Origin of the sequence: Flavitalea plasmicola (genome assembly GCF_030546645.1) — a bacterium.
In the GTDB taxonomy this organism is placed as follows: domain Bacteria; phylum Bacteroidota; class Bacteroidia; order Chitinophagales; family Chitinophagaceae; genus Puia.
On sequence record NZ_JAUOTO010000006.1, the window covers coordinates 431,846 to 445,209 of the forward strand.

Here is a 13,364-nt window from a genome sequence, read left to right on the forward strand (position 1 = left end):
TTTGTATGACAAGATAATGAGAGCCTTCCCGGATTGGGGAGGCTCTTTTTTTTAAATAAACACACACATAATCAAAAAAAATGAAAGTTGCAGTCGTAGGCGCCACAGGCCTGGTAGGCACCAAAATGTTGGACGTATTGGCAGAAAGGAATTTCCCCGTCACGGAATTGATCCCCGTAGCTTCTGAAAGGTCGGTAGGGAAGGAAGTAACCTTCAAAGGAAAGAAATACAAGATCATCAGCGCCGCCGATGCCATTGCAGCAAAGCCCAATGTAGCCATCTTCTCGGCAGGCGGCAGCACCTCCCTGGAATGGGCCCCGAAATTCGCCGCAGCCGGTATCACGGTCATCGACAACTCCTCCGCCTGGAGGATGGACCCCACTAAGAAGCTGGTAGTGCCCGAGCTGAATGCTGATGCCCTCACAAAAGAGGACAAGATCATTGCCAATCCCAACTGTTCCACCATCCAGATGGTTGTGGCACTGAACCCGCTGCACAAAAAATACAAGGTGAAGAGGATCGTGGTATCTACTTACCAGAGCGTCACCGGTACGGGCGTAAAGGCCGTCACGCAGCTGATGAATGAAAGAAAGGGGGTAGAGGGCGAAATGGCGTATAAATATCCCATCGACCTCAACGTCATTCCCCAGATCGACGTGTTCCTCGACAATGGATACACGAAGGAAGAGATGAAGATGGTCAATGAGACAAAAAAGATCATGCGCGATGATTCCATCCGGGTGACGGCAACGACGGTGCGTATCCCGGTAATGGGCGGCCATAGCGAGGCGGTGAACGTGGAGTTTGAAAATGAGTTCGATATGGCCGAAGTAAAGAGCCTGCTGTCAAAAGCCCCTGGCGTGGTGGTGGTGGATGATCCGTCTACGCAGCAATACCCCATGCCGAAAGACGCGCACAATAAGGATGAAGTGTTCGTCGGCCGGTTGAGAAGAGACGAGACGCAGCCAAAGACGCTCAATATGTGGGTCGTAAGTGATAATTTACGAAAAGGGGCGGCTACCAATGCCGTGCAGATAGCGGAATACCTGCTTGCTGAGCATCTCATATAAAAAGGGCCGTAAGGCCCTTTTTATATGCGTTTATACTAATCCATACTTCGATTGAGAAAGTCGATAAACGCTTTCATGGCAGAAAATGTTTTCAATACTTCTTTCAACAGGGACCTTGATTGCAGATCTGCGTCGGTAAGATCCCGCGAGACGATAAAACATTTCATCTTGAGGAATTCGATGGCTGGGTTCTCTTCGTCATATCCTTTGGGCGGTCTGGACAATAGCTCTATGCCCTCCACGCCTTTGGGGAAGATCTTTAAAAAATTCCGGTTCCCGGTGATCTTTTTCCATTCATCGAAGCTGTAATCTATTTCTTGCCGGACCTTGGCAAGATGTGGAGGCATTGGCATCCAGAGACCGCCGCCGGCCATGCTTTGCCCTCCCGGCTCACAGTGGAAATAATAGCCTGCCGTGGGAACCTTTTTGCCGCCCCTGTTGAAGGAGGCTCCCATATTTGTCTTATAGGGTGTCTTGTCTTTGGAGAATCTTACGTCGCGATAGATACGGAAAGTGCAGTCTTTCGGTTGTAAAGCGCCTATATCCGGGTCAATTTTTTTCAGCCCATCGATCACCTGCTGTACGAACTGATCCATATCCTCTTTGGCATCCAGGTAGATCGTTTTATTTTTCTCGAACCAGGGCTTGTTGTTATTTTTCTTTAGATCTTTTAGGAACTTGATCGTAGCGGGCTGTAACATATGTGTTTTCTCCTGTCTGGTGGTTCTTATCGTCGGAAAGACCGAAGCTATTTGATCCTCCCCCAATTCTCTCCGCTCTTGATGCGGTACATGGTCATTTCACTGACATTGTATTTCTCTGCCAGTTTTTTGATAGTAAGCTGCCGGTTCTTGCTTGAAAGGGTTTTCTTAATGGTCTTCACCTGCGCAGCCGTTAGTTTAAGCCCCACAGTGCGATTGGCCTGAACCTTCTTATAAGCGATCTTGGCAGGACTCTTCTGTTGATGATCGATCATCTCCTCCAATGTAGCCCATTTCAGATTTTTGGCGGCATTGTCCAGCTTGTTGTGATTCACGTGGATCACATATTTGTTTTTCGGAGAGGCTTTCGGCAGGAACAGGCGCGCTATTTCCCGGTGAATGTACAGCGTACCGTTGTTTCCGGGCCGGTGAAGATTGAGGGTTTTGTAGCCTGTGGTAAGGCTGCCATTAAGCAACTTGCCATCAGCGATCACGTCCTCAGAATAACTGGCAACGCGACCCTGCGATGAAAGCGCATATTTTTTTCGGAGTTGTTTCCAGCCGGGAAACTGCAATGGTTTCCACGCTTCGCCGGATAGTTTTCTAATCATGCCTGCAATTTTCTTAAAGTTACGGAAAAGATTTTCGATTTACCAGTAACGTAAGAAAATATTCTTATATGTCTACAAGCTTTATAAACTCGTCCTCTGTGAGTATACGGATGGAAGGTATTTTTTTGGCTTTTTCCAATTTGCTACCGGCGTCTTCCCCCACTATCAGGTAGTTAAGCTTACTGCTAACGCCACTGAGTAGCTTACCCCCATTCTTTTCTACTATTTCCTCCGCGTCGGACCGTTTCAGCCGCTGTAAAGTACCCGTGAATAAGAACGTTTGCCCATTCAGGTTGCCTCCGGCAGCCGGCGCGCCCTTCTGACTTTTCAGGTTCAGGCCCAGGGACTCCAGTTTATCCAACAGGGCCCGGTTGTCCTTATTGCGGAAGAACTGATGTACGCTGGTCGCCACCTTGGGACCTACATCTTCCAGGTTTTGAAGGTCTTCCAGCGAGAACCCCTCAAAGTCCGTCAGATGGCTGACGGCTGCTGCCAGGGTTTTGGCCGTAGTTTCCCCGACATAACGGATACCCAATCCGAAGATCAGCCGGTGCAGCGGTTGTTTTTTGGAAGTTTCGATGGCTCCCTGCAGATTGGCAATGCTTTTTTCCCCAAACCCTTCCAGCTCCCTAATTTTATCGTAGGGCAGGTGATAGATCCCGGGGATGTCCTTTAAGAACCCCAGTTCGAAGAACTTACGCACATTGGCATCTCCAAAGCTGCGGATATCCATGGCGTCCTTACTGGCAAAATGGATGATCCGTTCGACTACTTGCGCAGGACAATTGATATTGACACAACGCCATACAGCCTCTCCTTCCGGTTTTACCAGCTTGTCGCCGCAAACGGGACAATGCGTAGGGAAAACAATGGCAGTTTCCTTACCTGTGCGCAGCTCTGCCAACGGCTTTACGATATAAGGAATAACATCTCCCGCCCGCTCCACCAGCACCTGGTCGCCTATCTTCAGGTCTTTTTCACGGACCACCTCCTCATTGAACAGAGAGACAGAGCTGACAGTCACCCCACTCAAGGGCACCGGGTCGATCTTGGCCACGGGAGTAATGCTGCCGGTACGACCTACCTGGAATTCTACTTTCCGCAGGATACTGGTAGCCTGGCGTGCCTTGAACTTAAAGGCGATGGCCCATCGGGGGTGGTGAGTGGTCATGCCCATCTTATCCTGCAATGCAATGGAGTTTACCTTGATCACCATGCCGTCTATCTCATAAGGCAGACCATCCCGCTGCTTTTCAAATTCGTGACAATAATCCAGCACCGCCTGGATGCCTTTTACGACTCTTTTTTCCTTTTGGGGACTTCTAAAACCAAGATCCCATAACATTTGCAGACTGCCGCTGTGACTCTTGAGCGCCGGGTGCACAGGCATCTCCTTTGGCTTGACGGCTCCCATATCCTCCCCCTCGGGACTGGTGAGATGGCCGTCCGTCATCTGCCACCCTTCCATCGTAGTGAAATAGCTGACATGATAGAGAAAGGCCTCCAGGTTGCGACGGCTTACTTCCCGTGGATCCTTGATCCGCAGAGAGCCCGCCGCTGCATTACGGGGATTGGCCAGTGGGGCTAGATTTTGCTCCGCCAGCTGGTCGTTATACTTTTTAAAATTGTTTTTATTCATCAGCACTTCCCCCCGGATCTCCACCAGCTGAAGACCATATCGGGAAAATGCGGCTTTCAGCGGCACACTGCGGATCTGCCGGATATTGTTGGTGATCTCATCGCCCGCTACCCCGTCTCCACGTGTCACCCCCCTCAGGAGCAGATCATTTTCATAGGTGAGAGAAATACTGGCCCCGTCGAACTTCGGCTCGACACAATACTCCAGCTCCTCCAGCCCTGCGAGCTCCCGGGCCCGCTTGTCCCAAGCCAACAGATCTTCTTCATTATAAGAGTTCTCCAGGGATAACATGGGCACCAGGTGCTGCATAGTGGGGAACTCCTTGGTAAGCCCCTTGGCTACCCGTTGCGTGGGGGAATCCGGCTTTATCAGCTCCGGATGCTCGGCCTCAATGTGTTCCAGCTGTTTGTAAAGGCCATCATATTCAGGGTCCGAGATCAGCGGATCGTTCATGATCGCATACCGGTATTCATGAAACCGGATCACATCCCTCAAATCATCCAGCTTCCCCTTTCCCAGGGGTTTACTATTACTGGCTGCCATTAATTCCTTCGTCAGTTGCTGTAATTGCCGGGTCTGTTCAGAAGAATACATACAAAGTTTTTGATCGGATAAAGTTACGGGAATCGTTTCCAAACGACCAATCGCATACAGTTACCGGAAAAGGAATTAAATTCGTGGTTCTATGAACCTTAAAATAACATCCGATACTACTGCCAAAACTTCGGGTAACGCTGCTGTGCCGCAAAAAAATATTAAGACTATTCTCAAACAACTGGAGAGCGATGGCATCATCGGCATCTCCGTGGACTGCGTCATATTCGGCTTCGACGACAACGAGCTGAAAGTATTGCTGATCAAATCGGATCTGGAAAAATTCGATAATAAGTGGTCCCTCCTGGGTGACCTGGTGAACAATCACGAAGACCTTGATCAGGCCGCCTATCGTATCCTGAAGGAACGTACAGGGCTCGATGACGTATACCTTGAGCAGGTAAAAGCATTCGGAGACGTAGGAAGGCACCCCGCCGCCCGCGTCGTAACCATCGCTTATTGTTCTCTCATCAATATCGAACATCATAAATTGAAGATCACGGACAACGAGTTGCACTGGCATCGGGTGACGACCCTGTCCGACATGGCCTTTGATCATCGCCAGATCCTCGACGTATGCTATGAATGGCTGCAGAAAAGGATACAGGAACACCCTCTCGGCTTCAGCCTCCTGCCCAAACAATTCTCCCTGAGGGAGCTGCAAAACCTCTATGAAGCCATCCTGGATGTAAAGCTCGACAGACGCAACTTCCGGAAGAAGTTTTTTTCCATGGAATTGCTGGAAGATACGGGCGAGCTGGAGACGGACGTCCCACATCGCCCCGGCAAGCTCTACAAATTCAACTACGAGAAATACCAGAAGAAGGAAAGAAAAAAATGGTTCGGCATCGACTTCTGACGACTTGTTTCTTTCTGATATCGCTCCCTGAATCCTCGTCCCGGAAAGGCGACGATTCGCCCTTCCCTATATCGATTTAGCAAATAAAGTTTACCCTAAAGTTGGCAGAATAATAAATTTTATGAAATATTGTGTATTGTTTACACATTATAATGTGTAATTTGTACACAATTAGCCATTAAACAAACGACTAAACTAACGATCAGTTTATGAGAAAGAAACGATTGCTTGCAAGGACTCCTGTCCTACTATGCCTGCTATTAGCAACGCTATTCTCCTACGCACAGAACCAAACGGTCACGGGCAAGGTCACGGACGCAAAGGACGGAAGTCCTTTGGCTGGCGTATCCATCGTGCCAAAAGGTTCTGCGAGAGGCACCTCCTCCGCGCCGGACGGTAGCTTTAGTCTCACCGTGACCGCCGCTACGCACACCCTGATCTTCTCCTCCATCGGCTATGGATCAAAGCAGGTAGATATCACAGGAGACGTAGTGAATGTCCAGCTCACCGCGACCAATGCTTCCATGAATGAAGTGATCGTGGTCGGCTATGGCACCCAACGCAAAAGAGAGGTCACCGGCGCCATCTCCAGGGTCGGCGGCGACAAGATCAGCGAGATCCCGGTACCCAGCTTCGAAGCCGCATTGGCAGGCCGCGCCCCGGGCGTGCAGATAATACAAGGCAACGGACTCGCCGGCTCCGGCTCCGTTGTACGCATCCGCGGCGTAGGTTCCATCTCCGCCTCCGGCGATCCCCTCTATGTGGTGGATGGAACGCCCATCATCGCGGACCCCTTCCTTCGGGGCAACGGCGGCGCCATGAACCAGAACCCGCTGTCCTCCATCAATCCCAATGACATCGAATCCATCGAGATCCTGAAAGACGCGGGCGCAACGGGCATCTACGGATCGAGAGGCGCCAACGGTGTCATATTGATCACAACAAAAAGAGGCAGGTCCGGCCAACCCCTGTTCACTTATTCCAACAAACTGGGCATTGCCACCTATACTAAAAAGCTGGATTTTGTCGACGGCCCCCAATGGCTGCAGTTACGCCAGGAAGCATGGCTCAACGATGGCCACACTGGATATGCCAGCCTGCCGGGCGGAGTCACCTGGGCCCAGGCCAGCCAGACAAATACCAATTGGTGGGACCTGCTGACACAAAAAGGCTTCATCGACGATCATAGCCTGTCGATGTCCGCCGGAACCAGTAAGCTGAAGACCTTCGGCAACCTTACGTACAGTAACGACCAGGGATACTTGAAGAATAATGCCTATACCCGCATAGGTGCGAGATTGAACATGGATTATAATGCCTTACCCAATTTAAAGATCTCCCTGACATCCGCCTACAACCGCGGTACCAATAAACGTGTACACGCAGCCTGGGATGGCGGCATCGGAGATGCCATGTCCAGTGCCTTGCCGATCTACTCCGTATACAATTCCAGCCACAGCGACTATTACAGGACAACGACGAACCCCGTGATCAGCCTCAACGAATACCGTAGAAGACAGACCGACCAGCGTCTGCTGGGCGGAGTGGCGCTGGAATACCAGCCCATTCATAACCTCTTCGTCCGGGGCAACTACTCCATCGAATCCACCAGGTCCAATGATGATCAGTTCAATACGCCGCAGCTCGATACCAGCAAGCACACCGGCTTTGCCCAAAGAAGCCCCTCCTGGGGTAAGAACGAAACGGCCAACCTCACGGCCAATTACCTCTGGAACCCCGGTGAGCAGCACAAATTCAACTTCTTACTAGGTACGGAGCTCCAGGACTATACCCGTAAAGGATATTCCACCGACCCGATCACCGAGAATACGGACCGCCCCTTCTGGGAAAATGGAGGCGAATACAAACGCCTCAGGGATTCTTTGCTGTCGGCAAAGGTGCATATCACCGAAGTGGCCCAGGAAAGATTCACCTTCAACAGCTTCTTCGCCAGAATCAATTATACCTTCCACGATAAATACTCCTTCCAGCTCATCGGCAGGGTCGACGGCTCTTCTAAGTTCGGAACAAATCATAAACACGGCTTCTTCCCGGCAGCATCGGCCGCCTGGAACATCAGTGACGAAGATTTCATGAAGGACATCCCCAGGCTAAGCTATCTGAAATTACGGGCCAGCTACGGCATCGTCGGCAATGCAAACTTCGGATCAGGTCTGTACTATGACAAATATAACCGGGGCACCAATACCTATAACGGCCTGCCTACACTGTATCTGAATGGTCTCGGCAACCCGGACCTGAAATGGGAGACCCTCCATAACGTGGACGCCGCCGCGGAGTTTGGCTTTTTTAACAACAGGCTCACTGGTGAAATAGCCTACTACTATAAGACCACCACGAACATCATATTGAACCCCGGCGTTTCCCCCTCCATCGGGTTTACAAGCATCTACAGGAACCTAAATAACAGCAAGATCCTGAACCAGGGCTTGGAATTCAGCGCCAACCTGAGGATCATAGACGGGAAAGACCTGAAGTGGTCCGTGGGCGGCAATATCGCACGTAACCAGAATAAAGTACTGGAATATGAGCTGGGGCCCGATGCCGTAAGTGGCGGCACAAATGACACCCGCATTGTAAAAGGTCTTCCGGTCGGCGTGAATTATCTCGTACGCTTCTATGGCGTCGATCCTTCCGATGGCTTGCCAATCTGGCTGGATAAAAATGGTAAGCAGACCAAAACATTTTCGCTCGACCACAGGACTTATGTAGGCTCCGTACAACCTGATTATTTCGGAGGATTCAATACCAGCCTTCAGTACAAAGGCTTCGAACTTTCCAGCCTTTTCACCTTCGTTATAGGGGGCAATATTTACGAAAATTCGGGCAAGTACCAGTTCCTGGGCGTATCCAAAAAGTTCTGGAATTTCCGGAAAGACTTCCTGGACCACTGGACCAAACCCGGCGATATTTCCAAATATCCCCGCCTGGTGGCGGACGCAGCCTCCTATCCCGGCGTGCCCAGCGAAGATCAGTTCAACTCCACCATGTTCCTGAGAAGCGCCAGCTACTTGAGGATGAGGGAGCTCACCATCGCATACAGGGTACCGCGGGCCACATTGAAAAAGCTCTTCTTTAAAGACTTCCGGATCTTCGCTACAGGCACCAACCTGCTGACCTTTACAAAATATCCCGGCGGCGATCCTGAGATTACCCGTGACTTCGAAAATTCCCAGGACAGGAACCTCAGCCCGAATATCACCTACCTGACCGCTCCCACACAAAAGACATTTGTCTTCGGTATCAATGCTAATTTTTAAAATAACAGATATGAACTTGCATAAATTTTATAAAATAAACATACTCATCATAGGCGTCCTGGTAATGGCCGGCTCCTGCTCCAAATTCCTTGACAAGCCACCGCAAGGACAACTGAGCAAGGACCAGGTCTTTGCAACGGACAGCAATATCGTGGCCCTGGGCAATGGCATCTATACCTACCTGGGCGACGGGAATTTCACAGGCGGTCGCGTGCAGGCGCTCAGCGATATGCTGGGCGATCAGCTCGACGGCTCCAATCTCACCGGCGATTTTTCAGAAATCTATAAAAGACAGAATTCCATCTTCGGCGGCACAAGGGATGATATGTACAAGAAGGGATATCTTGTCATTGCCACCGCCAATAATATACTGGAGAACCTGCAGGCAGTTTCTGCCGATCATCAGGCTTTAGCCAAAGGACAAGCGCTTTTTTTCAGAGGTATGGCGCATTTCGAGCTGGTACGACTTTTCGCCCAACCCTACGGGTATTCTTCGGATAATTCACAGCCAGGCATTCCTTTGAGGTTGACCACCGCCACCAATTCCATTTCGCGCTCCACGGTAAAGCAGGTCTATGACCAGGTGGTCGCCGACCTGAAAAGCGCAGACAGTGTACTGCCGGCCGATGCAGGCGATGGAGGTAAATTCTACACCGCGACCAAATGGATCGCAGAAGCCTATCTCGCAAAAGTTTACTTCCAGCAGAACGACTTCGCAAATGCGTTCCTGTACGCAGACCAGGTGATCAAAAGCGGCAAGTTCCAGCTGGACGCGGATTTCACCAGCAGGTACTCCCTGGGCGGGACAAAAGAGGCGATCCTCCGATTGCCCAATCAGGTAAGCCATTTTCAGCCAGGCAGCGAGTTCATCAGCAACTGGCGCTCCGATACCAAGAACCCCACGCTGTATTTTACCAACCAGTTTTACAATTACGCTACGGGCGATGCGGCCGATAAACGCGTGGCATGGTACAGCAATACGATAAAGCCGGGATACAACAGCCTCACCAAGTTTAACTTCAACTACATGGAGCAGCCCCTCACCCACCTGACGGAAATTTACCTCATCCGGGCCGAGGCAGGTGCGGAGTTGGGAGGAACAACGCTGGCAACTGCCATCACAGACATCAATCTCATCCTGGCGCGTGCTTACGGAGGTACTTCCCGGAACCTTTCCGCCGGAGCCACTGCTACCGCAGTTATTGACGCGGCACGCACCCAGCGGGAGCTGGAAATGGTAGGAGAAGGGAACAGGGTGCAGGAGATAAAAAGGATTGGAGCTCGTACAGGCAATAACATCGATAGGCGCGGATCACCCTGGACATGCAACGGCTTTATCCTGCAATTCCCCAAGGCAGAGCAGGATGCCAATGCGGCTTTCCAACTGAACCCCGAAGGCGGATGTTTCTAAAATTGATAAAACGACATATATGAACAAATTCAAAATAGTTGCCCATTGTCTCTTTCTCGCTGGCCTGCTGGTCACTGGCTGCAAGCCGGAAAATTACAAACCACTGGGTAAGGCCGCAACGCCCATCACTACCCTGGCAGGTACCTGGAAGATCTCCAGCGTAACGCAGAAAGATGAGATTGCCGCCAATTATGGATGGCCTTATCAGACCACCGACCTGACCTCGCTTTTCCCATACACCGATTTTACGCTGACGCTCAATATGAACGGAAGTACGCCAACGACCTTTACCACGAGTCCAGGCCAGGCCCCAAGGATCATTACGCTGGCTTCGGGCAACTGGACAGTGGACGACCCCACTTATCCTCAGGTCCTCACCCTCATGAATGGGTCCGACACGGCAAAAGTAACCCTGGGTTCCTATCCTTCGGGAATCAACCCTTCTTTAAAAGTAGCAGTAGCCAGGCATGACGCCGCCAGCGGCAAGCTTCTTATTTCATACAGCTATGCGTTTGTAAAGCAATAAACTCATCAACATGACACATTATAAAACACATATAAGATCAGCCGGCCAGAGATGTATGGCCGCATGCCTGTTTTTCCTGCTGCTATATTCGGCAGAAGCCCAGGTGACATTCAATCCATCCTCCTTTACGCCCGTTGATTCGGTGACTTTGACGGTAGACGTCACCGGCACACCCATGGATGGCAAAACGGAAGCTTATATCTGGATATTTTCCAATATCAGCGGAGGTGGAAAAGACGGCTTTACAAACACATCCTGGACGAATTCACCTGCTTCCGCTAAAATGAAGAATGTGGGAGTCAATAAATGGCAGTTCGGCTTCATCGGCACTACCATGTTCAGCCAATCTCCCGGCGAATTGAAGGATTTCGGGTTTCTCGTAAAAACCCAGGATGGCTCTAAACAAACGCCGGATTACAAGCCCTATAAATTCGACCCACTGATTTTTACCCCCACCGTCCTCCGGGTCTTTCCTTCCAAGGTGGACCTCACCGACGTGATCACCATCAACTTCGATCAGACGCTGAGCATGGATCCGAATGAACAACGGATGACGCCTGCAACAGCGACCGTAGGTCTTTATAAAGATTCGCTGGATAATGGAGCGACCGTCCACATTCAGGTAGGCAGCGATATCACTTTGACCATCAGGAAGACAGCGGACCAAAAATGGTCTGCCTCATTTATACCCTCTTCATCCTTTACGGTCCCTGCAGGTATCGTCATCACCCGTTTCCGGTATAAGTTCCACGGCACCGTGCTGGATGGCAACGGCTCACCGGTAAGCACCAGTTCTTCTGAGGGAGAGCAAACCTTTACAAGCATGAAATAAATTAATTAATATGACATCCATCACCAATAAAATAGCAGGTGTTCTCCTTATACTGACCACCTTCGCCGCCTGTAAAAAGCCCGATCTTGCCGGCTTCGATTCCACCGGAGAAGGCCTGGTGCCTTTCGCCCTGCAATCTCCCGCGTCCGGGACTACCGTGGCATTGAATGCCGCCACACCCAATGCAACGATAGAATTTACCTGGACGGCATCCGTCCCCGGATTGAAGACGCCCCCCACCTATAAATGGGTGGCCGCTTTAAAGACAGGCCCTTTGGATACGCCCCTCGTGGCTATTCCTTCCAACAACAACGGCTTGGATACCAGGCTTTCCTTAAGGCACCAGCAATTGGACAGCGCCCTGAAAGCAAAGGGCATCGCGGCAGGGGCACAGACAGCGCTCATATGGAGCGTCCTCGCAGACAATGGTTCCACCAAACTGATGGCGCAGAATACAAATAACATCACCATCACCCGATTTCAGGACGGCGCCACTCCCTTTGTGCTGTTAGCGCCTTCTTCTACTATCACGCCTACGGTGATCAACCCCTCTTCGACGTCCGATAGCCTGCATTTCAACTGGACAAGGTCCATCCCCTCCAATAGCGCTAATACAGTAACCTATAAGGTCTGGTTCTATAAGGATTCTACGACGACACCACTCTTCGCCATCTCTTCTAATGACAATGGCAAGGACTCGGTCCTTAGCTTTGCCTATGCACGCCTTTCCGATTCCCTGTCGGCGCATGGCTTCCCCGACCTCACGAAGACGTCTAACCTCAAATGGACGGTAACGGCCTCCAGCGGAGGTTGGACCCAATGGAGCAGCTATACCAACCAATTCTATATTCAAAGAGAAGTAAAACTGTACATCGTCGGCGGTTCCACACCCATCGGCTGGACACCCGCGAACGCCATTCGGATGATCCAGGATAATAATTTCCCTGGCGTGTTCTTTATCTACGTCAGGCTGATAGCATCTGGCGGCGGCTTTAAATTCCTCTCCGAGAATACGGACTGGAGTACGCCGACGCAAAAGATCTATGGCGATGTGGATGGCAGCGGTACGTCGGGCAACCTGATCCAAAGCGGAGGTAGCAACAACATCAGCGTACCGGCCGACGGCATCTATCGCGTCGTGGCTGATATCAATCAGAATAAATACTGGCTGCAGACCGGCGCCATCGGCGTCCCGGGGCTGGTGGGAGCCTTCCAGTCCCCATCGCAATGGGATCCCCCTACGGCGCTGAAGATGGCTTATACGGGACCCAACCAGTTCATCCGCCTGCAGAAAATGTCCGCCGGCGATGAGTTCAAGATCCACGATGGCAATCAATGGGATCACAGTGCCCCAGGTGGTTCGAAGTGGTATGATGCCGTGGACGCTTATCCCGGACAGTTGTTCCTGGACGGCGTCACTGGTGACGAAAAGAATCTCAAGAACACAGTAACCTTCGACAACACCGACGCGGCCGACTCCCTGGTCCGTGTAATCTTCGACGGCAGCGACATTAAAAATTTAAAATATTCGCTGACAAAAGGAAGGATTTGGGTAATTGGCGATGCCACCGCCGGTGGATGGACCAATAACGCAGGTATGAGCGCAGCCAGCAGACCACCTCTCATTTACCAGGGCAACGGCGTTTGGAAAGGCACCGTTACCCTCACGGCAGGCAGCATCAAGTTCATCATTCAGCAGGGTAGCTGGGATTTCAGCTACGGTACCAAAAATGGAGCGCTCTCCTACCAGAACGCGGATAACATCAGCATTGCAGCTGCAGGCACCTACACCATCACCGTGGATGAATATAATATGACCTATACGGTCCAATAAAAATGC

10 protein-coding genes are annotated in these 13,364 nt (G+C 51.0%); 7 read left to right on the forward strand and 3 right to left on the reverse strand.

Annotated elements, in window-relative coordinates:
• Positions 1–80 precede the first annotated feature (80 nt).
• Positions 81–1,070, forward strand: coding sequence for an aspartate-semialdehyde dehydrogenase (locus Q4E93_RS23500; RefSeq protein ID WP_303589482.1), 990 nt, complete (start codon positions 81–83; stop codon positions 1,068–1,070).
• A 35-nt stretch (positions 1,071–1,105) separates the two neighbouring features.
• Here the strand turns inward: Q4E93_RS23500 and Q4E93_RS23505 are convergent, their stop codons facing one another.
• The 3 genes from Q4E93_RS23505 to ligA form a co-directional block, all read right to left on the reverse strand.
• Positions 1,106–1,771, reverse strand: a complete 666-nt coding sequence (locus Q4E93_RS23505) for a DUF2461 domain-containing protein (RefSeq protein WP_303589483.1) — start codon at positions 1,769–1,771, stop codon at positions 1,106–1,108.
• 47 nt (positions 1,772–1,818) lie between these two features.
• Entirely contained in the window at positions 1,819–2,382 is a 564-nt protein-coding gene (locus Q4E93_RS23510) for an NUMOD4 domain-containing protein (protein WP_303589485.1), read from the reverse strand.
• Between the two features lie 64 nt (positions 2,383–2,446).
• Entirely contained in the window at positions 2,447–4,615 is a 2,169-nt protein-coding gene (gene ligA / locus Q4E93_RS23515) for an NAD-dependent DNA ligase LigA (RefSeq protein WP_303589487.1), read from the reverse strand.
• A 91-nt stretch (positions 4,616–4,706) separates the two neighbouring features.
• Here ligA and Q4E93_RS23520 point away from each other — a divergent pair, with 91 nt between their 5' ends.
• From Q4E93_RS23520 to Q4E93_RS23545, 6 genes are all read left to right on the forward strand, one after another.
• Positions 4,707–5,474, forward strand: coding sequence for an NUDIX hydrolase (locus Q4E93_RS23520; protein ID WP_303589489.1), 768 nt, complete (start codon positions 4,707–4,709; stop codon positions 5,472–5,474).
• A 209-nt stretch (positions 5,475–5,683) separates the two neighbouring features.
• Complete coding sequence (locus Q4E93_RS23525) at positions 5,684–8,755, forward strand: SusC/RagA family TonB-linked outer membrane protein (RefSeq protein ID WP_303589491.1); 3,072 nt, start codon at positions 5,684–5,686, stop codon at positions 8,753–8,755.
• A gap of 10 nt (positions 8,756–8,765) precedes the next feature.
• On the forward strand, positions 8,766–10,166 hold the full coding sequence (locus tag Q4E93_RS23530; protein ID WP_303589493.1) for a RagB/SusD family nutrient uptake outer membrane protein: 1,401 nt from the start codon (positions 8,766–8,768) through the stop codon (positions 10,164–10,166).
• Between the two features lie 19 nt (positions 10,167–10,185).
• The gene (locus Q4E93_RS23535; protein WP_303589494.1) at positions 10,186–10,692 is read left to right on the forward strand and encodes a DUF5004 domain-containing protein; all 507 of its coding nucleotides are present in this window, start codon (positions 10,186–10,188) and stop codon (positions 10,690–10,692) included.
• A gap of 10 nt (positions 10,693–10,702) precedes the next feature.
• Positions 10,703–11,524: a hypothetical protein gene (locus tag Q4E93_RS23540; RefSeq protein ID WP_303589496.1), complete on the forward strand. Its 822-nt coding sequence runs from the start codon at positions 10,703–10,705 to the stop codon at positions 11,522–11,524.
• Positions 11,525–11,534: 10 nt separating this feature from the next.
• Positions 11,535–13,358, forward strand: a complete 1,824-nt coding sequence (locus Q4E93_RS23545; RefSeq protein WP_303589498.1) for a SusE domain-containing protein — start codon at positions 11,535–11,537, stop codon at positions 13,356–13,358.
• Positions 13,359–13,364: the final 6 nt, after the last annotated feature.